Here is a 19,557-nt window from a genome sequence, read left to right on the forward strand (position 1 = left end):
GCGGTGCTTGACCGGCGAGAGCGTGTCGAGCTTCTGCTCCATGCCGAGCATGTTCAGCGTGGTGACGCCGAGGATCTGCGTCTCGCCCCGCTCGAACAGCGCCGAGCCGTGGGTGCGCGGCAGCGCCTGCACCTCGGCCGAGAGCTGCCGGATGTCCGTCGGGCCGCGGCCGTCGATGCGGACCCGGTCGCGCAGGATGCGCTGCCGGACCAGCTTCTTGGTCAGCGACCGGTACGCCCCGGAGGCCTCGCCCTCGCGGTCGGCCAGCGCCTCGTTGCCGGCGACGGCCGCCTTGGCGACGGCCTTGAGCCGGTCCAGCTCGGTCTCGCGCTCCTGCTTGGCCGCGATGGTCAGCGCGGTGGCGAGGTCGGCGGAGACCGCCTGCTCGACGGCCGCGAAGACCTCGTCGCTGTAGTCCAGGAAGACCGGGAACTCGGCGGTCGGCTTCGCGGCCACCGCGGCCAGCTCGGCCTGCGCCCGGCACAGCTCCCGGATGAACGGCTTCGCCGCCTCCAGGCCCTGGGCCACGACCTCCTCCGTCGGCGCGGTCGCGCCGCCGGAGACCAGCTCGATGACCTTCTCGGTGGCCTCGGCCTCGACCATCATGACGGCGACGTCGTCGCCGACGACCCGGCCGGCCACGACCATGTCGAAGGTCGCGTCCTCGAGCTGCGAGACGGTCGGGAAGCCGACCCACTGGCCCTCGACGAGCGCCACCCGGGTCGCGCCGATCGGGCCCGAGAACGGCAGGCCGGACAGCTGGGTGGACATCGACGCCGCGTTGATCGCGACCACGTCGTAGAGGTGGTCGGGGTGCAGCGACATGACCGTGATGACGACCTGGACCTCGTTGCGCAGACCCTTGACGAAGGTCGGGCGCAGCGGGCGGTCGATCAGCCGGCAGGTGAGGATCGCGTCCTCGGACGGCCGGCCCTCGCGGCGGAAGAACGAGCCGGGGATGCGCCCGGCCGCGTACATCCGCTCCTCGACGTCCACCGTCAGCGGGAAGAAGTCGAGGTGTTCCTTGGGGTTCTTCGAGGCCGTGGTGGCCGAGAGCAGCATGGTCTCGTCGTCGAGGTACGCCACGGCGGACCCGGCGGCCTGCTTGGCCAGCCGGCCGGTCTCGAAGCGGATGCTGCGGGTGCCGTACTTGCCGTTGTCGATCGTCGCAACGGACTCGTGGATGGTGCTTTCTGACACTCTGTTGTGCCCTCTTTCTTGCTACGTCCGTCCCGGACGCACGACGCGGTGGGAGTTCCCAGCCGGTCTTCGATGGGAGCGCCCGGGCGTTGAATGAGTCCCGGGGGCCACTACCGAGGACCGGCGCTTCCTGCTGCGCCAGGCGGTCCGGTACGGAGCCTGGTCCCGTACGGCAGGGTTGCCGTACGAGTGAGGGGAGCGACCCGGAGGCCACTCCCCTCTCGTACTACCGGCGGAGGCCGAGTCGCTCGATCAGCCCGCGGTAGCGCGTGATGTCGGTCGCCGCGAGGTACTTCAGCAGCCGGCGACGCTGGCCTACCAGCAGCAGCAGCCCGCGGCGGCTGTGGTGGTCGTGCTTGTGCGTACGCAGGTGGTCGGTGAGGTCCGCGATCCGGCGCGACAGCATCGCCACCTGGACCTCGGGAGAGCCGGTGTCGCCCTCGACGGTCGCGTAGTCCGTCATGATCTGCTTCTTCACGTCGTTGGCAAGCGCCACGCCGCAACTCCCTCGTACGTCTCAGGTGTGTGCCGCCGGTCGTTGTCACGGAGGCAAACGTCACACCGCACCCTCGTGGTGCGTGACTTACAGGGTAGCAGGCCGGGAGGCCGGGCCCGTTACCGCAGCTTGTCGCGGGTGCGGTCGACGTCGACGGCCATCTGCTCGATCAGCGCGTCGATGCTGTCGAACTTCTCCATCCCGCGGAGCCGCTCGACGAACTCGACCCCGAGCTCCACGCCGTAGATGTCCTCGTCGAAGTCGAGGATGTAGGCCTCGACCGTCCGCATCTTGCCCTCGAACGTCGGGTTGGTGCCGACCGAGATCGCCGCCGGCAGCCGCTTCTTGTTCAGCACGGCCCAGCCCGCGTACACCCCGTCGGCGGGGATGGCCACGTGCTTCTCGGTGTGCACGTTCGCGGTCGGGTAGCCGAGCTGCCGGCCCCGGCCCTCGCCGCGCACCACGATGCCGTCGATCCGGTGCGGGCGCCCGAGCGCCTTCGCCGCCTGCCCGACCTCACCGGCGTCGATGCTGGATCGGACGAACGTGGAGGACAGCGTCACGTCGTCGTCGCGGAGCATCCCCACCCCTTCGGTCGAGAACCCGAACCTTGAGCCCAGAGTACGCAAGAGATTCAGATCGCCGGCGGCCTTGTGACCGAAGCGGAAGTTCTCCCCGACCACGACGGCCTCCGCGTGCAGCGTCTCTACCAGCACGACGTGCACGAACTCGTCCGGAGGCATCCGGCTGAGCTCGGGCGTGAAGGGCAAGACGAAATAAGCGTCGACCCCCAGCCAGTCGACAAGCTCCGCCTTGCGGCGGACCGGGGTGAGCACGGGCGAGTGGGTGCCGGGGCGGACGACCTCGCTCGGATGCGGGTCGAAGGTGACCAGCACGAGCGGGCGCAGGGTGTCCCGGGCGCGGTACAGCGCCTTCTGGATCAGCTCCTGGTGGCCGCGGTGCAGGCCGTCGAAGACGCCGATCGTCACCACGGACCGCCCCCATCCCGAGGGGACGCTGTCAAGGCCACGCCAGCGCAGCACCGGATCCTCCGTCTCCTCGGGCAAACCTCGTGAAGCCTACTGGGAGGCCACCTCAGGCCGGACGGAGGACCACCAGTGAGCGGGCCGCCCCGTCCCGGTCCTCCAGCAGGGCGACCGCGCGGCCGTCCGGATCGATCGCCCCGTACGGCCCCGGCACGCCGTACGGATCGAGCCGGCCGCCGCTCGCGACCCGGGCGGCCTGCTCGGCGGTCAGCGCGCGGCGCGGGAAGGCGGCGGCGACGGCCGCGTCGAGCGGGATCCCGATCGGGTCCGGCCGCTGCGCCAGTTCGTCCAGGGTGACCGCCTCGGCCAGCGTGAACGGGCCGACCCGGGTCCGGCGCAGCGCGGTCAGGTGGCCGCCGGTGCCCAGCGCCCGGCCGAGGTCGCGGGCCAGCGCCCGCACGTACGTGCCCGAGGAGCAGTCGACCTCGACGTCCAGGTCGAGCAGGTCCGCGCCCGGGCGGGCCCAGCCGGCCAGTGCCAGCCGGGACACGGTGACCGTGCGGGCGGCCAGCTCGACCTGCTCGCCGGCCCGGACCCGGGCGTAGGACCGCTTGCCGTCGATCTTGATCGCGGACACCGCGGACGGGACCTGATCGATCGTGCCGGTCAACGCCGCCAACCCCGTCGCGACCTCATTCTCGGTCACTCCGGCCGCGGAGGCGCCGCCGGTCGGTTCCCCCTCGGCGTCGTCGGTGACCGTGTCCTGCCCGAGCCGGATCGTCGCCGCGTACGACTTGTCGGTGAGCGTGAGGTGGCCGAGCAGCTTGGTCGCCCGCTCGACCCCGAGCACCAGTACGCCGGTGGCCATCGGGTCGAGGGTGCCGGCGTGGCCGACCCGCCGGGTGCGCGCGATCCGGCGGACCCGGGCCACCACGTCGTGCGAGGTCAGGCCGGCCGGCTTGTCCACCACGACCAGCCCGCCCGGGGGCAGCTCGCTCATCCGGGCAGCTGGGGGGCCGCGTCCAGGGCGGCGCGGGCCGCGGCCACGGTCGCGTCCAGGTCGGCGTCGGAGCTGAAGCCGGCCGCGAAGCGGTGCCCGCCGCCGCCGAGCGCGACCGCCGCGGCGCTCACGTCGATGGCGCCCTTCGACCGCATCGAGACCGTCCAGCCGCCGGCCAGGGCCTGCTTGCAGACCATCGCGACCTCGGCCTCGGCCGCGGTGCGGACCAGGTCGATGACGCTCTCGGCCTGGTCCGGGCCGAGGCCGGCCGCGGTCAGCTCGGCCAGCCGGGTCTCGGTCCAGACCAGCCCGAGCCCGCCCGCGGCGGCCGGCTCCAGCCGGGCCCGGGCCAGCGCGGCGCCGACCATGCCGAGCCAGCCGGCCGGGTGGGTGTCCAGCAGCCGGCGGGTGATGAGGTCGTGCCGGATGCCCGTCCGCAGCAACCGGGCCGCCAGTTCGTGCGTCTCGGCGGTGGTCGAGGCGAACCGGAACGAGCCGGTGTCGGTGACCAGTCCCGCGTACAGGCAGGCGGCGATGTCGGCGTCGAGGGCGACGTCCAGCCGCCGGACCAGCTCCTCCACCAGCACCGCGGTGGCCGCGGCGGCCGCGTCGACCAGGTGCAGCGTGCCGAAGCGGGTGTTGGAGGCGTGGTGGTCGACGACCAGCACCTCGGCCGCCGTATCCACCAGCGGGGCGAGCGAGCCGAGCCGGTCGGCGCTGCCGGTGTCGAGCGTGACCAGCAGGGCCGGCGCCGCCGGCACCGACTCCGGCGCGACCAGCAGGTCCACCCCGGGTAGCCCGGCCAGCGAGTCGGCCAGCTCGAACGGGGCGCTGAAGGACGGCAGCACCCGGGCGCCGCGGCGGCGCAGCACGTGCGCCAGCGCGAGCATGCTGCCGACCGCGTCGGCGTCCGGGTTGACATGGCAGGCCAGCACGACGTCGGGCCGGTCGGCGGTCAGTGCCGCGACGGCCTTGTCCCATTCCGCCTCGGTCGGCGGCAGCAACCCGGTCACGAGTCGGAAGACTGCCCGGCCGGTGGGGCCACGTCCACCCCACTGCTGGTGTCCTCGTCGACCTCGTCCGGGTCGTGCCGGTACGGGTCCGGGTCGCCGGCGTACGTCGCCCCTTCCCGGACCTTCTCCAGCCCGGCGTCGGCGTCGCGGGCGACCGCGAGCAGCTCGTTGATGCGCTCGGACTGCTCCGGCACCGCGTCCGGGACGAACGCCAGCGTCGGGGTGAACTTCACCCCGGTCTGCCGCCCGACCTCGGTCCGCAGGACCCCGCGGGCGCTCTCCAGCGCCATCGCGGTGGACTGCCGGGCGTCGTCGTCGCCGTACACGGTGTAGTAGAGCGTCGCGTCGCGCAGGTCCGGGGTCAGCCGGGCGTCGGTGATCGTCACCATGCCCAGCCGCGGGTCCTTGACCTGGTTCTCCAGAGTGGAGGCGACGATCTCGCGGATGCGTACCGCGAGCCGCCGCGCCCGCGCCTGGTCGGCCACCGGGGGCTCCTCGTCCTGACTAGTCGTCCGTGTCGTCCGTGTCCCGGAACAGCTGCCGCCGTACGGCCAGCAGCTGCACATCGGGTCTGTCCGCGATCAGCCGCTCGCACGCGTCGAGCAGCTCGGTCACGTGCGCGGCGTCCGCGGCCACGGCGGCGACGCCGACCTGCGTCCTGCGATGCAGGTCGGCGTCGCCCACTTCGGCCGCGGCCACCCCGTACTTCCGGCGCAGCTCCGCCACGACCGGCCGTACCACCGAGCGCTTCTCCTTCAGCGACCTGACGTCGCCGAGGAGAAGGTCGGCCACCAGTGACCCGGTGAACAACTCCGGGGTTACCGCCGCGGCTTCTCGCGCAGCTCGAACGTCTCGATCACGTCATCGATCTTGATGTCGTTGAACGAGCCGAGCCCGATGCCGCACTCGAAGCCCTCGCGGACCTCGGTCGCGTCCTCCTTGAACCGCTTGAGCGACTGCACGGTGAGGTTTTCCGCCACCACCGCGCCGTCCCGCACCAGGCGGGCCTTGGAGTTGCGCCGGATCTCGCCCGACCGCACCAGGCAGCCGGCGACGTTGCCGATCCGCGGCACCCGGAAGACCTCGCGGACCTCCGCCGTGCCGAGCTGGGCCTCCTCGAACTCGGGCTTGAGCATGCCCTTGAGCGCGGCCTCGATCTCCTCGATGGCCTGGTAGATGACGGTGTAATACCGCACCTCCACGCCCTCGCGGTCCGCGGCCTCCCGCGCCCGGCCGACCGGCCGGACGTTGAAGCCGATGATGATCGCGTCCGAGGCCGTCGCCAGGTTGACGTCGTCCTCGGTGATGCCGCCGACGCCGCGGTGGATGACCCGCAGGGCCACCTCCTCGCCCTCGCCCACCTCGATCTTCATCAGCGCGTCCTCGAGCGCCTCGACCGAACCCGAACCGTCACCCTTGAGGATCAGGTTGAGCTGCTCGACCTGGCCCTCCTTGAGCACCCGGTCCAGGTCGTCCAGCGAGATGCGCCGCCGGGACTTGGCCAGCTGAGCGTTGCGCTCACGGGCCTGCCGCCGCTCGGCGATCTGCCGGGCCACCCGGTCCTCGTCGACGACCAGGAAGCTGTCGCCGGCGCCGGGCACCGAGGTGAAGCCGAGCACCTGCACCGGGCGGGCCGGGCCCGCCTCCTGCATCGGCCGGCCGTTCTCGTCGAGCATCGCCCGGACCCGGCCGAAGCCGTCGCCGGAGACGATCGAGTCGCCCACGTGCAGCGTGCCCCGCTGGACCAGCACGGTCGCCACCGGACCGCGGCCGCGGTCCAGGTGGGCCTCGATGGTCACACCCTGCGCGTCCTGGTCCGGGTTCGCCCGCAGGTCGAGCGAGGCGTCCGCGGTGAGCAGGACCGACTCGAGCAGCTCGTCGATGCCGATCCGCTGCCGGGCCGACACGTCGACGAACAGGGTCTCGCCGCCGTACTCCTCCGCCACCAGGCCGTATTCAGTCAGCTGCTGGCGGATCTTGGCGGGGTTGGCCCCCTCCTTGTCGATCTTGTTGACCGCGACCACGATCGGAACCGCGGCGGCCTGGGCGTGGTTGAGCGCCTCCACCGTCTGCGGCATGACGCCGTCGTCGGCGGCGACGACCAGGATCACGATGTCGGTCACGTTCGCACCGCGGGCACGCATGGCGGTGAACGCCTCGTGGCCCGGGGTGTCGATGAACGTGACCGGCCGCTCGACTCCCTCGGAGGTGTGCGCGATGACCTGGTACGCACCGATCGCCTGGGTGATGCCGCCGGCCTCGGACTCCATCACGCTGGTCTTGCGGATGGCGTCCAGCAGCCGGGTCTTGCCGTGGTCGACGTGACCCATGACCGTGACCACCGGCGGACGCGCCGCCAGGTCGTCGTCGTCGCCCTCGTTCTCCCCGAAGGTGAGGTCGAAGTCGTCGAGCAGCTCGCGGTCCTCGTCCTCCGGGCTGACCACCTGGATCGTGTAGCCCAGCTCGGCCCCGAGCAGCTGCAACGTCTCGTCGCTGACCGACTGCGTCGCCGTGACCATCTCGCCCAGGTGGAACATCACCGTGACCAGGGACGCCGGGTTGGCGTTGATCCGGTCGGCGAAGTCCGAGAGCGAGGCGCCGCGGGGCAGCCGGACGGTGTCGCCGTTGCCGCGGGGAACCTGCACGCCGCCCAGGGAGGGCGCCGACATGTTGTCGAACTCCTGACGCCGCTGCTTCTTGCTCTTGCGGCCGCGGACCGGACCCCGGCCGCCACCGCGGCCGAACGCACCGGCCGTACCGCCGCCGCGACCACGGCCACCGCCGCCGGGACGACCACCCGGGCCGCCACGGAAGCCGCCACCGGGCGCGCCGCCGCCAGCACCACCGGGACCGCCGCGGTAGCCACCGCCGCCGCCACCGCCACCGCCCGGACCGCCGGGGCGACCGGCACCGCCGCCACCACCGGGACCGCCGCGGAAACCGCCACCGCCACCGGCACCGCCGCCGGGACGACCGCCCGGACCGCCGCCGGGACGACCGCCCGGACCGCCGCCGGGGCGACCGCCCGGACCGCCCGGACCGCCGCTGCCGCCAGGCTGCCGGTTGGGCATCATGCCCGGCGTCGGGCGCGGACCGCCCGGACCGGCACTCGGCCGCGGGCCGGGACGGGGACCGCCGGGACCGGCCGGACCGCCCGGACGGGCGCCGGCCGGGCCGGGACGCGCGCCACCGGTGCCGGACACCGGACGCGGACCGCCGGGACCCGGACGGGGGCCACCGGGCGCGGGGCGCGCGGCCGGCGGGCGCGGCGGGAGGCCCGGGGTCTGGCCCTGGTTGACACCGAAGGGGTTGTTGCCCGGGCGCGGGGCCGGCCGCGGAGGCAGGCCGGGCGTGCTCGGGGTGCTGCCGCCGGCCGGGCCCGCGGCGGGCGCGGGACCGGGACGGGCGGCCGGGCGCGGGCCCGGAGCCGGGCTGCCGCCGGCCGGAGCCGGGCGGGCCGGAGCCGGGGCGGGCGCGCTGGAGGCCGCCGCCGGGCGCGGCTGGGCCGGGCCGGGCCGGGGGCCGGGCATGGCCGGGCCGGGCATCGCCGGACCAGGCATGGCCGGACCAGGCATCGCCGGGCCGGGCATCGCCGGACCAGGCTGGGCCGCCGGGGCCGCCGGCGCCGGATCGGATGTGCCGGAGTCGGCCGCGGGGGCCGGACGGGGGCCGGGGCCGGGCACGCCGGGACGGCGGCCGGGCCGGGGGCCGGGGGTCGGAGCGGACCCGTTGCCGGGGAACGCTTCCTTGAGCCGGCGCGCGACCGGCGGTTCGATCGTGGAGGACGCGCTCTTGACGAACTCGCCCATCTCCTTGAGCTTGGCCAGGACGACCTTGCTCTCTACCCCGAGCTCCTTCGCGAGCTCATGTACGCGGGCCTTGCCTGCCACTGGTCTCCTCGTCCGGAGCCGGGCGGCGGTCCGCTCGGCTCAGCTAGTGGTGGAACACGCTCATCGCTGGCGCTTCATCGAGTGCTCATTGCCTTTTCGACCTGCCTGACTTGGTCGGGGGACGGACACGGTGCCCGCCTCCGGGGCTACGTCCGGGACGTGCTGCGAAACGTACTCACGGACAGACGCGGCGTCGAACGAGCCCGGTACGCGAAGTGCGCGACCGAACGCCCGGCGCCGCTCCGCGAGATCGAGGCACCCGAGGTCCAGGTGCAGTGAGGCACCTCGACCGGGCGACCGACGGCGTGGATCTGGTTCGAGCCGGAGACCGGCCGGACCCTCCACCACCACGACACGCAACAGCTCGGAGGCCACAGCACGGCGACGGCAACCGACGCAGGTGCGCACGGGCACCGACGACGTGCGATGGACCACCAGCAGTCTACCTCTTTGCGCCAGGGTCGCGCCGACGCCCGTACACCCGCACCCGGCCGGCACCCGTTGCCGCGGCCGGCAGGGGGCCAACCGCGGGCCGGGGCACGGCTACCGGGAGGGGCGTGCGGGTCACCGGGGGACGCGCGAGCCGGGGGTGGCCGGCGGGCGTTGCCGGGCGCCGCCGGTCCGGATCGGGTTGGACGTCCCGGGTGCGCGGGCCGGACCGCTGGCCGCCGGCCGCTCGGCCGTCGGCGTCGCGGGCGCGGCGTCGCTGCGGATGTCGATCCGCCAGCCGGTCAGCCGGGCCGCCAGCCGCGCGTTCTGTCCCTCGCGGCCGATCGCCAGCGACAGCTGGTAGTCCGGCACGATCACCCGGGCCGACCGGGCGGCCTCGTCGACGACCTCGACCGAGATCACCTCGGCCGGCGAGAGCGCCTGGGCGATGAACGCGGCCGGGTCGTCCGACCAGTCCACGATGTCGATCTTCTCGCCGTGCAGCTCGGCGACCACGTTGCGGACCCGGGCCCCCATCGGACCGATGCAGGCGCCCTTCGGGTTGACCCCGGAGACGGTCGAGCGGACCGCGATCTTGGACCGGTGGCCGGCCTCCCGGGCCACCGCCGGGATCTCCACGGTCCCGTCCGCGACCTCCGGCACCTCCAGCGCGAACAGCTTGCGCACCAGGTTCGGGTGGGTCCGGCTCAGCGTGATCGACGGGCCGCGCGAGCCCTTGGTCACGCCCACCACGTACGCCTTCAGGCGCAGGCCGTGCTCGTAGACCTCGCCCGGGACCTGCTCGGCCGGCGGCAGCACGGCCTCGACCTTGCCCAGGCTGACCAGCACGATCCCGCGCTCGGCCCGGCCCTCGTGGTGCTGGACCACGCCGCCGACGACGTCGCCCTCGCGCCCGGTCCACTCCCCGAAGGTGATCTCGTGCTCGGCGTCGCGCAGCCGCTGCAGGATGACCTGCTTGGCGGTCATCGCGGCGATCCGGCCGAAGTCGTGCGGCGTGTCGTCCCACTCGCGGGCGACGGTGCCGTCCTCGCCCAGTTCCTGGGCCCAGACGGTCACGGCGCCGGACTTGCGGTCGACCTCGACCCGGGCGTCCGGCTGCGGCCCCTCGGTGTGCTTGTACGCGGTGAGCAGAGCGGTCTCGATGGCCAGTACGACGGTGTCGAAGGAGATCTCCTTCTCCCGCTCGATCAGGCGCAACGCCGATATGTCGACGTTCACGACTCCTCCTCGTCCGCGGAAATCTCCTCGTCGTCCCCGACTTCGTCGTCCTCGTTCTCGTCGTCCTCGTTCTCGGTCTCGGTCTCGTCGACCTGGTTCTCCGCGGTCGGCCGGCCGAACTCGACCTGCACCGTCCCGTGGTCCAGCTGATCCCACCCGTACCGGGTCCGGGTGCCGCTCTCGTCCTCGAGCTCGACGCCGTCGTCGTCCGCGCCGGCCACCCGGGCCTTGACCGGCGTCCCGTCGACCGGCACCTCGACCAGCCGGCCGATCGCGCGCCGCCAGTGCCGCGGCTCGGTCAGCGGGCGGTCGACCCCGGGCGAGGTCACCTCCAGAACGTACGCCGAGTCGCCGAACAGCTCGGTGTCCCTGGCGTCGAGCACCTCGGTGACGGCCCGGCTGACCGCGGCGACCGCGTCCAGCGTGACGCCCGCGTCGGCGTCGACCACCACCCGCACCACCTTGCGCTTGCCGGCCGGGCTGACCGTGACCTGCTCCAGGTCGCAACCGACCGCGGTGACCGCCGGGCGGATCACCGTCGCCACCCGCTCCCGCAGGCCCGCTCCGGACGTCATCGGTGGAGCCTCCTCACGGTTCGTGGACAACCTCACGAGGGTAGCGGCTACACGCTCGGGACACGAACAGTGACGAGCCGGGCGGGACCGGGACGCCGTCCGGGTGGCGCCGGGGCGGTGCGGATGCTCTGAAAGACTCCCGGATCGTGGTCGCCGTCGCCCGTCGTACCGTGCTCGCGGCCGCGCTCACGGCCGGGTCGGGCGGCGTCCTGCTGGCCGGGTGCACGGCGGGCGGGTCGCCGGCCCCGAGCCCGTCACCCAGCGCTCCCCCGCCGCCGGATCCGCTGCTGGCCGAGCTGGCGGATGAGAACCGGCTGCTGGGCCTGTACGACGCGACGATCACCCGCTACCCGGCGTTGCGGGCGCGGCTGGCCGCGGTCCGGGCCGACCACGCCGCGCACGCGACCGCGCTGGCCGGCCTGCTGGGCCCGGCCGCCTCCGCGCCGGCTGGCGCGGGCACCACGGCCGCGCCGCAGCCCTCCGGCGCCACCGGCGCCCCGCAGCCCTCCGGCGCAACCGGCGGGTCGGAGCCCTCCGGCGCGGCCGGCGGGTCGGAGCCGTCGGGCGCGACGCCGGCGCCAGGGGCGTCCGGCAGCTCCGCGCCGGTGACCGTGCCGCGGACGGCGGCGCTGGCGCTGGCGGTGTTGCGGGGGGCCGAGCGCGCCGCGGCCTCGGCCCGCGGGACGGTCGCGCTGACCGCGCCGGCCGATCGGGCCCGGCTGCTGGCCGGCATCTCCGCCAGCGAGTCCAGCCACCTGGTGGTGCTGGCATGACGAGCCCGCCCCGGCCGACCTCGGCCGCCCCGCCGGCCGGCGCCGGGACCACCGCCGCCGGGACCGGGACCCCGACGGGCACTCCGTCGAGCACTCCGTCGCCGGCCCCGTCGGGGACCGGGCAGGTGCCGGCGTTGCAGACCGCGCTGGCCGCCGAGCACGCGGTGATCTGGGGCTACGGCATCGTCGGGGCCCGGGCCGGCGACCCGCTGCAGGCCGCGGTCCGGGACGCCGACGACGCGCACCGCACCCGCCGGGACCAGACCGTCACGCTCATCACCACCTACGGCGGCGACCCGGTCCCGACCGAGTCGTCGTACGCGCTGCCCTTCCCGGTCACCGACCGGCGCTCCGCGCTCCGGCTGGCCGTGCACCTGGAGGAGGGCGCCGCGGCGGCCTGGCGGTACACGGTGGCGGCGACCGACGACGTCGACGTCCGCCGGACCGCGCTGCTGGCGCTGGCCGACGCGGCCGTCCGCGCCACCCGCTGGCGGGTCGCCCTCCCGATCGCCCCCGCGACCGTCCCGTTCCCCGGGGACTAGCGCCAGCCGTCGACGAGCGGGAGCAGCTCGGACAGCCGGGAGACGATCGCGTCCGGCTCGCCCTGCACGGGCCCCTGCTGGTACGCCGGGATCGTGCTGTGCGGGATCAGCACCGCCCGCATCCCCACGCCCTTCGCCCCCGCGATGTCGTCCCAGGGCCGGTCCCCGACGAACACCGCGTCCTCCGGCTCGGCTCCGACCGCCGCCAGGGCCGTCCGGAAGGCCTCCGGGTGCGGCTTGGTCCACTCGATCTCGCTGGTGTAGACGGCCGCGTCGATGAGCTCGGCGACCCCGTCCCGGCGGAACACCCGCTGGTGCTCGGTGCGCGGCCAGAGCGTGTTCGACAGCACCCCGATCCGGATGCCGCGCTCGCGCAGCGCCCGCAACAGCGGCTCGACCTCGGGGTCGGTGTAGGTGTGCTCCTCCCACCAGGCGTAGTACGCGGCCAGCTCGGCCGGCCCCGCGGTCACCCCGGCCATCGCGAACACCTCGTCGATGGTGCCGCTGCGCTGGGTCGCCCGGGCCCGGGCCCAGATCCCGTCCTCGGCCGCGACCAGCCGCTCGGCGGCCTCGTCGCCGAGCCCGCAGGCCTTCCAGCCGTCGCCGAGCTCGATCGTGTGCCAGGGCGTGAGCGTGCCGCCCCAGTCGAAGAGCACGGCCGTGACCGTCACCGGGTCACCGCCCAGACCACGTCGTCCAGGCTCGACTCGGACGCCTCGCCGGTGACCCGGTCGCGGACCTCGACCACGCCCTCGGCCGAGCGGCGCCCGACGACCACGACGTGCGGCACGCCGAGCAGCTCGGCGTCGGTGAGCTTGACCCCGGCCGAGGCCTCCCGGTCGTCGAGGAGCACCCGCAGCCCGGTGTCCTCCAGCCGCTCGGCCAGGTCCCGGGCGTGCGCCGGCTGGTCACCGCGCCCGACCGGCACGATGTGGACGTCGTACGGGGAGACCTCGCGGGGCCAGATCAGCCCGCGCTCGTCGTGGTGCTGCTCGGCGACCACGGCGACCGCCCGGGACACGCCGATCCCGTACGAGCCCATGGTCGGGCGGACCAGCGCGCCGTCCGGACCGGAGACGTCCAGCTCGAAGGCGTCGGTGTACTTGCGGCCGAGCTGGAAGACGTGCCCGACCTCGACGCCGCGCTCCAGCACCAGCGGCGCGCCGCAGGTCGGGCACGGGTCGCCGTCGAGCACGGTGACCACGTCGGCGTACTGCTCGACGGTGAAGTCGCGGCCGGCGACCACGTTGCGGGCGTGCCGGTCGGGCTTGTTGGCGCCGGTGACCCAGCTGGTGCCGGGCGAGACCCGCCGGTCGGCCAGGTAGCGGAAGGCAGTGCCCGCCATCCCCTGCGGGCCGACGTAGCCGCGGACCAGCTCGGGCCGGCCGGCGAAGTCGGCCGGCTCGAACAGCCGGACCGGGCCCAGCACGCCCTCCACCCGGCCCAGGTCGACCTCCCGGTCGCCGGGCACGCCGATCGCGACGACTTCGTCCCCGGCCAGCACGAGCAGGTTCTTCAGCGTCGCCGACGCCGGAACGCCCACCGCCGCGGCCAGCGTCTCGATCGTCGGCGTGTCCGGGGTGTCCAGCTCCTCCACCGGCCCGGGCTCGGCGATCGGGGCGGTCCGGGACGGCGACGGGACGGCCTCGGTGTTGGCCGCGTACCCGCACTGCGCGCAGGAGGCGAACGTGTCCTCGCCGACCGGCGTCGGGGCCAGGAACTCCTCCGACCGGGAGCCGCCCATCGCCCCGGACACCGCCGAGACCACCCGGACGTCGATCCCGAGCCGGGCGAAGATCCGCAGGTACGCCTCCCGGTGCGCCGCGTACGAGGTGGCCAGCCCCTCGTCGGTCAGGTCGAAGGAGTACGAGTCCTTCATCACGAACTCGCGGGTGCGCAGCAGCCCCGAGCGCGGCCGGGTCTCGTCCCGGAACTTCGTCTGCACCTGGTAGATCGACAGCGGCAGGTCCCGGTACGAGCCCAGCTCCGCCTTCGCGAGCAGGGCGAACATCTCCTCGTGGGTGGGTGCGAGCAGGTGGTCGGCGCCGCGCCGGTCGACGAGCCGGAAGATGTCCGGCCCGTAGGCGTCCCAGCGGCCGGTGGTCTCGTACGGCTCGCGCGGCAGCAGCGCCGGGAACAGCACCTCCAGCGCGCCGATGCGGTCCATCTCCTCGCGGACGATCCGCTCGACGTTGCGCAGGACCTTCAGGCCGAGCGGCAGCCAGGCGTACCCGCCGAAGGCGACGCGGCGGACGTACCCGGCGCGCAGCAGCAGGCGGTGGCTCGGCACCTCGGCCTCGGCCGGCACCTCGCGCAGGGTGTGGACGAACCAGGAGGACATCAGGTCGGGCACGTTGTCTCAGCTCCGTCGTTCCCAGGCGGACCAGATCGGGCGCCACCCTAGGTGCGGCCAGACCCGGCTGGCGATCGGGTTCGATGGCGAGAACCACAGCGTGCTGCCGTCGGGGGCGTCCGCGGCGGCCAGCGCGGCCGAGACCAGCGCCCGGCCGAGCCCGCTCCCCCGCGCCCCGGCGGTGACGGCGACCGAGTTGAGGTAGACGTAGCGGCCCGGGGGCAGCAGGGCGGGGCGGTCCGGCTCGCCGCCGTCGACCGGCCACCACTCGCAGACCGCGATCGGCCGGCCGCCGGCCTCGAGCAGGGTCGAGGACGACGTCCCCGTCGACAGGCGGCTACGGAAGCCGGCCTCGGCCGCGGGCACCTGCCGGACGTACGGGCTGGCGGCGGCCTGGAACGCGACCGCCTCCCGGTGCAGCGCGACCACCGCCTCGACGTCGTCCGGCCCGGCCGCCCGGGTGGTCACGCCGCCGGGGAGCGGGCCGGGCAGCGGGACGGGCGGACGCAGGCAGTAGTGGCCGCTCGGCTCGAGGCCGATCCCGGCCCACCAGCCCTCGTCCACGGCCGGCCAGAGCACCCCGTCGGCCTCGGCCCCGACCGGGGTGGCGCGGATCGCGGCGGCCAGCGCGGCGATCGCGTCCGGACCGGTCGCGGCGGCGTCGAACCAGGACACCGACCGGTCCGGGCCGTACGCGCGATCGGGATCCTCGGCGTCGAGCACCTGCTCGACCGGCCGGACATGGCCGTGCAGGGCGCCGTCCGCGCCGACCGCGACCAGCGCCGGGCCGGACCCGGGCCGGCGGGCGAGCCGGATCGCCGGGTCCAGCGCCTCGGTCCGGTCCGCGGTCGCCGCCAGCAGCGCGGCCACCGCGGCGGCGTCGGCATCGGCACGAGCGCGGACCGTCAGCACCCCGCGATCCTGCCAGCCCGGCCCGCCGTCGCCGGCCCCGGCCGGGGCGATCCCGGCACTCGACCGGGGGACCCGCGGGCATACGCTTGGCAGCGTGCTGAGGCTCGGTGGTGCGGCTCGACTGCTCACCGGGGCCGACCTTCCCGCGCTGCGGCCGTTGCTCGACCGCGACCCCGTCGCGCACTGCTTCGTCGCGTCCCGGGTGGAGACCGCGGGGCTGGACCCGTGGCGGCTCGGCGCGGAGCTCTGGGGCTACGGCAGCACCCGGCTGGAGGCGGCCTGTTTCGCCGGGGCGAACCTCGTCCCGGTCGGCGATGCCCCGGCCGCGCTCGCCGCGTTCGCCGACCGGGCCCGGCGGCAGGGCCGGCGCTGCTCCTCGATCGTCGGCCCGGCGCACGCGGTCGCGGCCCTGTGGGAACGGCTGGAGCCGCACTGGGGAGCGGCCCGCGAGGTCCGGGCCAGCCAGCCGCTGCTGGCGACGAACTGCGCCCCGGTCCTCGCCGGCGACCCGGCCGTCCGGCGGGTGTCGATCGCCGAGCTGGACCTGCTGATGCCGGCCTGCGTGGCGATGTTCACCGAGGAGGTCGGCACGTCGCCGCTCGGCAACGACAACGGCGCCGCGTACCGGGCCCGGGTCCGGGACCTGGTGCTGGCCGGGCGGGCGTTCGCCCGGATCGAGAACGGGCGGGTGCTGTTCAAGGCCGAGCTCGGCGCGGTCAGCGTCCGGGCCGCGCAGATCCAGGGCGTCTGGGTCGACCCGGAGTACCGCGGCCGCGGCCTCGGCACCCTCGGCACCGCGACGGTGGTGGCCGAGGCGCTGCGCTCGGTCGCCCCCACCGTGAGCCTCTACGTCAACGACTTCAACCTGCCGGCCCGCCGCGCGTACGAACGGGTCGGTCTGCGCAACGTCGGGACGTTTTCCAGCGTCTTGTTCTAAGTCCTCTTGTTCCAGGTCCTCTTGTTCTGAGTCCTCGACGCCCGAGCCCAGGGAGCACCCGTTGCGCCGCCGATCGCCGACGTTCGCCGCGCTCATCGTCATCGTCGCCCTGCTCGCCTCGGGCTGCTGGTGGAACAAGAAGGAGTCCGGGCCGTCGGACGCCGCCCAGGCCTTCCTGGCGGCCTGGGCGGGCGGCGACGTCCCGAACGCGGCCGCGCAGACCGACGACGCGAACACCGCCGCCACGATGCTCCAGCAGTTCTCGACCGGGCTCGGCGCGGGCGCCAAGGTCGCGACCACCCTGGGCGCGGTGACCGAGCAGGACGACGCGCACGCGACCGCGGCGTACACGGCGACCTGGACGCTGCCGGGCGTCGCGGCCCCCTGGAAGTACGGCGGGACGCTGCCGCTCACGCACACCGGCGACAACTGGACCGTCGGGTGGAGCGCGGCCGACCTGCACCCACGGCTGACCGCCGAGGGACTGCAGAAGCTCAGCGTCACCTCGGTGCTGCCGGCCCGGGCCGCGCTGGAGGACTCGGCCGGCGCGCCGCTGTTCGCCCGGACCGACGTGGTCACCGTCGGCGTCCAGCCCAGCAAGGTCACCGACCTGGCCTCGCTCGCGGCCCGGCTGGCGGCGGTGCTGAAGATCGACGGCGCCGACATCGTCGCGGACGTGAAGAAGGCCAAGCCGGACTCGTTCGTCACGGTGATCACGCTGCGCCGGACCGACTACCTCACGATCAAGCCGCAGATCTACAACCTGCCGGGCACGGTGTTCCAGGAGGGTACGCAGCTGCTGGCACCGACCCGGACCTTCGCCCAGCCGCTGCTGGGCCGGGTCGGGTTCCCGACCGCGGACCAGCTCAAGCAGCTCGGCGCCGGCTACACCGCGCAGTCCCAGGTCGGCGTCTCCGGGCTGCAGAAGGAGCTGAACGGGCAGCTCGGCGGCAAGCCCGGGGCCCAGGTCATGGCCGGGGCCGACCTGCTGGCCGACCTCGACGGGACCCCCGGCACCCCGGTCCGCACGACCCTGGACCGGTCGGTGCAGACCGCCGCCGACGCCGCGGTCGCGACCGTGCCGCAGGCGGCCGCGCTGGTCGCGATCCGGCCGTCGACCGGCGCGATCCTGGCCGTCTCGGACAACACGCAGGCGTCGTTCGAGCTCGGGCTGGGCGGCAAGTTCCCGGCCGGCTCGACGTTCAAGATCGTCACCTCGACCGCGCTGCTGAAGGCCAAGGTCGTCCAGCCGACGTCCGCGGTGAACTGCCCCGGCACGGTCGTGGTCTACGGCAAGGAGTTCGAGAACGAGAACAGGTTCGACCTCGGAAGGGTGCCGCTGCGGACCGCGTTCGCGAAGTCCTGCAACACGACCTTCACCGGGCTGTCCCAGCAGCTCGACGACGGGGACCTGCCCGCGGCCGCCGCCCTGTACGGGGTGGGCACCGACTGGAACCTCACCGCGCCCTCGTTCGGCGGGTCGGTGCCGGCGCCCAAGGACGACACCGAGAAGGCCGCGGACGCGATCGGGCAGGGGCGGGTGGAGGTCAGCCCGCTGACGATGGCGTTGATCGCGGCGCAGGTCGCGAAGGGCGGCCCGGTGGTGCCGGCCCTGATCGACGGCGCCGATCCGGCCGGAGCGGCGCCGGCCGGGCCGCCGGCCGCGGTGCTGCCGGCGTTGCGGGAGATGATGCGGGCGGTCGTCACCGAGGGCACCGCGACGCTGCTCTCCGGGGTGCCCGGGGGTCCGGTCTCCGGGAAGACCGGCACCGCCGAGTACGGCACCGCGGTGCCGCCGCGCTCGCACGCGTGGTTCACCGGCTTCCAGGGTGATCTGGCGTTCGCGGTCTTCGTCCAGGACGGCCAGTCGAGCGGGACGACGGCGGTCCCCGTCGCCCGGTCCTTCCTCACCGGCCTCCGCTGAGGCCGGCCGGGACCCCTAGAACAGCTTGACCGGGTTCACCACGTCGGCGACGACCGCGAGCAGGGCGAAGGTTCCGAAGATCGCGATGAAGACCATGACGACCGGCGCGATCCGCTCCGGGCGGACGAACCCGGGGTCGGGGCGGCCCCGGGAGAGCGCGATCCGGCTGCGGATCCGCTCGAACCACATGACCGCGATGTGCCCCCCGTCCAGCGGCGGCAGCGGCACCAGGTTGAAGACGCCCAGGAAGATGTTGGTCCCGGCGAGCAGCGCCAGGAAGAACGCGATCCCGCCGATCCCCTGGTTGCCGAGGATCTCCCCGCCGGCGCGACTGGCGCCGACCACGCTGACGGGCGAGTTCGGATCGCGCGGCGCCCCGGTCACCGCGTCGATCAGCGCCGGCACCTTGGACGGGATCGAGCCCAGCGCGGTGAAGGTCGCCTTGACCATCCCGCCCGCGGTCGTGAACGCCGACCCGAGACCGGAGATCGGCCCCTCCCGGACGAGGTTGCTCGGCAGGTCGCCGACCACGCCGATCGTCGGCGTCCCGACCAGCGTGGACGTGTCGGTGGCGCCGACCGGCGGCCGCTTGGCCACCACCGGCGTCACCGTCGTCGTCGCGGTCGCGCCGTCCCGGGTGTACGTGATCGGCAGCGGCTGGGCCCCGTTCGCCTTGCGCAGCGCGTCCTGGAAGTCGGCCAGCGTCGGCGTCTGCCGGGCGCCGACCGCGGTGATCACGTCACCCTGCTGCAGCCCGGCCGCCTTGGCCGGCGCCGGCGGGTCCCCGGCCCGGCAGCCCCGCAGGCCCCCGTCGGCGAGCGTGTCGTAGCCGACCACGACGCAGTCGGAGATCGCGGCCAGCCGGGCCGGCGCGGTCGCCGGGTCCACCGACCGCTCGATCCCGAAGGCCGACAGCGCCGCCCACAGCAGCACGATCGCCAGCAGGAAGTGGGTGACCGAGCCGGCGAGCATCACCGCGGTCCGCTTCCACACCGGTGCCCGCCAGAACGCCTGCTGCTCGTGCTCGGCCGGGGTGTCGATCACGTGCGGGGACATCCCGTCGATGCTGACGAACCCGCCGGCCGGGATGGCCTTCAACCCGTACTCGGTCTCGCCGCGGCGGAAGGAGAAGATCGTCGGCCCGAAGCCGACGAAGTAGCGGCTGACCCGCATGCCGAGCACCTTCGCGACGGTCATGTGACCGGCCTCGTGCAGGCAGACGGAGAACAGCAGGCCGAAGGCGAAGATCACCACCCCGACGACGTACGCCATCTGCGCCAGCCTTCCG

At 74.5% G+C, this 19,557-nt stretch carries 19 protein-coding genes; 4 read left to right on the plus strand and 15 right to left on the minus strand.

Translation table 11 applies throughout. From position 1 onward, the window contains the following. From VGP36_20220 to rimP, 11 genes are all read right to left on the minus strand, one after another. The coding region (locus tag VGP36_20220; protein ID HEV7657036.1) for a polyribonucleotide nucleotidyltransferase at nt 1–1,200 on the minus strand (1,200 nt) is incomplete at its 3' end. Nucleotides 1,201–1,426: 226 nt separating this feature from the next. Then, nucleotides 1,427–1,696, minus strand: coding sequence for a 30S ribosomal protein S15 (gene rpsO, locus VGP36_20225; GenBank protein HEV7657037.1), 270 nt, complete (start codon nt 1,694–1,696; stop codon nt 1,427–1,429). Nucleotides 1,697–1,815: 119 nt separating this feature from the next. Then, nucleotides 1,816–2,739 (minus strand): bifunctional riboflavin kinase/FAD synthetase, encoded by a 924-nt coding sequence (locus tag VGP36_20230; protein HEV7657038.1) that lies wholly within the window; start codon nt 2,737–2,739, stop codon nt 1,816–1,818. A 52-nt stretch (nt 2,740–2,791) separates the two neighbouring features. Next, nucleotides 2,792–3,682, minus strand: coding sequence for a tRNA pseudouridine(55) synthase TruB (gene truB / locus VGP36_20235; protein HEV7657039.1), 891 nt, complete (start codon nt 3,680–3,682; stop codon nt 2,792–2,794). Further along, nucleotides 3,679–4,695: a DHH family phosphoesterase gene (locus VGP36_20240; GenBank protein HEV7657040.1), complete on the minus strand. Its 1,017-nt coding sequence runs from the start codon at nt 4,693–4,695 to the stop codon at nt 3,679–3,681. Before VGP36_20240 ends, truB begins: the two co-directional genes overlap by 4 nt. Continuing rightward, a complete protein-coding gene (rbfA, locus tag VGP36_20245) occupies nt 4,692–5,180 on the minus strand; it encodes a 30S ribosome-binding factor RbfA (protein ID HEV7657041.1) in 489 nt (162 codons plus the stop codon). Before rbfA ends, VGP36_20240 begins: the two co-directional genes overlap by 4 nt. A gap of 19 nt (nt 5,181–5,199) precedes the next feature. Next, complete coding sequence (locus VGP36_20250) at nt 5,200–5,505, minus strand: DUF503 domain-containing protein (protein HEV7657042.1); 306 nt, start codon at nt 5,503–5,505, stop codon at nt 5,200–5,202. An 8-nt stretch (nt 5,506–5,513) separates the two neighbouring features. Further along, entirely contained in the window at nt 5,514–8,585 is a 3,072-nt protein-coding gene (gene infB, locus VGP36_20255) for a translation initiation factor IF-2 (GenBank protein ID HEV7657043.1), read from the minus strand. Between the two features lie 60 nt (nt 8,586–8,645). Further along, nucleotides 8,646–9,044, minus strand: a complete 399-nt coding sequence (locus tag VGP36_20260) for a YlxR family protein (GenBank protein ID HEV7657044.1) — start codon at nt 9,042–9,044, stop codon at nt 8,646–8,648. A gap of 105 nt (nt 9,045–9,149) precedes the next feature. After that, complete coding sequence (nusA, locus tag VGP36_20265) at nt 9,150–10,253, minus strand: transcription termination factor NusA (GenBank protein ID HEV7657045.1); 1,104 nt, start codon at nt 10,251–10,253, stop codon at nt 9,150–9,152. After that, the gene (gene rimP, locus VGP36_20270; GenBank protein HEV7657046.1) at nt 10,250–10,828 is read right to left on the minus strand and encodes a ribosome maturation factor RimP; all 579 of its coding nucleotides are present in this window, start codon (nt 10,826–10,828) and stop codon (nt 10,250–10,252) included. The genes nusA and rimP overlap by 4 nt, the downstream gene beginning before the upstream one ends. A 146-nt stretch (nt 10,829–10,974) precedes the next feature. On the opposite strand from rimP, the gene VGP36_20275 reads away from it, so the two are divergent. Both VGP36_20275 and VGP36_20280 read left to right on the plus strand, forming a co-directional pair. After that, nucleotides 10,975–11,601 carry a hypothetical protein gene (locus VGP36_20275; GenBank protein ID HEV7657047.1) on the plus strand — a complete coding sequence of 209 codons (627 nt, stop codon included), beginning with the start codon at nt 10,975–10,977 and terminating at the stop codon, nt 11,599–11,601. Continuing rightward, nucleotides 11,598–12,143 (plus strand): ferritin-like domain-containing protein, encoded by a 546-nt coding sequence (locus VGP36_20280; GenBank protein ID HEV7657048.1) that lies wholly within the window; start codon nt 11,598–11,600, stop codon nt 12,141–12,143. The genes VGP36_20275 and VGP36_20280 overlap by 4 nt, the downstream gene beginning before the upstream one ends. Here the strand turns inward: VGP36_20280 and VGP36_20285 are convergent. Genes VGP36_20285 through VGP36_20295 form a run of 3 tightly spaced genes read right to left on the minus strand, consistent with a single transcriptional unit; the run spans nt 12,140 to nt 15,408 of the window. Continuing rightward, a complete protein-coding gene (locus tag VGP36_20285) occupies nt 12,140–12,814 on the minus strand; it encodes an HAD family hydrolase (protein ID HEV7657049.1) in 675 nt (224 codons plus the stop codon). The two genes, VGP36_20280 and VGP36_20285, sit on opposite strands and share 4 nt — an antisense overlap. After that, nucleotides 12,811–14,484 (minus strand): proline--tRNA ligase, encoded by a 1,674-nt coding sequence (locus VGP36_20290; protein HEV7657050.1) that lies wholly within the window; start codon nt 14,482–14,484, stop codon nt 12,811–12,813. The genes VGP36_20285 and VGP36_20290 overlap by 4 nt, the downstream gene beginning before the upstream one ends. Before the next feature lie 18 nt (nt 14,485–14,502). Then, a complete protein-coding gene (locus VGP36_20295; protein HEV7657051.1) occupies nt 14,503–15,408 on the minus strand; it encodes a GNAT family N-acetyltransferase in 906 nt (301 codons plus the stop codon). Nucleotides 15,409–15,502: 94 nt separating this feature from the next. Here VGP36_20295 and VGP36_20300 point away from each other — a divergent pair, with 94 nt between their 5' ends. Continuing rightward, nucleotides 15,503–16,345: a GNAT family N-acetyltransferase gene (locus VGP36_20300; protein ID HEV7657052.1), complete on the plus strand. Its 843-nt coding sequence runs from the start codon at nt 15,503–15,505 to the stop codon at nt 16,343–16,345. A 61-nt stretch (nt 16,346–16,406) separates the two neighbouring features. Then, nucleotides 16,407–18,269, plus strand: a complete 1,863-nt coding sequence (locus VGP36_20305; protein ID HEV7657053.1) for a penicillin-binding transpeptidase domain-containing protein — start codon at nt 16,407–16,409, stop codon at nt 18,267–18,269. 15 nt (nt 18,270–18,284) lie between these two features. Here the strand turns inward: VGP36_20305 and VGP36_20310 are convergent, their stop codons facing one another. After that, nucleotides 18,285–19,541, minus strand: a complete 1,257-nt coding sequence (locus VGP36_20310) for a site-2 protease family protein (protein ID HEV7657054.1) — start codon at nt 19,539–19,541, stop codon at nt 18,285–18,287. Nucleotides 19,542–19,557 lie beyond the last annotated feature (16 nt).

Source organism: Mycobacteriales bacterium (assembly GCA_035995165.1).
In the GTDB taxonomy this organism is placed as follows: domain Bacteria; phylum Actinomycetota; class Actinomycetes; order Mycobacteriales; family CADCTP01; genus CADCTP01.

Excerpts from the sequence above, each read along its gene's own strand:
- truB (HEV7657039.1), bottom strand. The coding sequence starts at position 3,682 with ATGAGCGAGCTGCCCCCGGGCGGGCTGGTCGTGGTGGACAAGCCGGCC.
- VGP36_20290 (HEV7657050.1), bottom strand. The coding sequence starts at position 14,484 with ATGTCCTCCTGGTTCGTCCACACCCTGCGCGAGGTGCCGGCCGAGGCC.
- VGP36_20280 (HEV7657048.1), top strand. The coding sequence starts at position 11,598 with ATGACGAGCCCGCCCCGGCCGACCTCGGCCGCCCCGCCGGCCGGCGCC.
- rimP (HEV7657046.1), bottom strand. The coding sequence starts at position 10,828 with ATGACGTCCGGAGCGGGCCTGCGGGAGCGGGTGGCGACGGTGATCCGC.
- VGP36_20310 (HEV7657054.1), bottom strand. The coding sequence starts at position 19,541 with ATGGCGTACGTCGTCGGGGTGGTGATCTTCGCCTTCGGCCTGCTGTTC.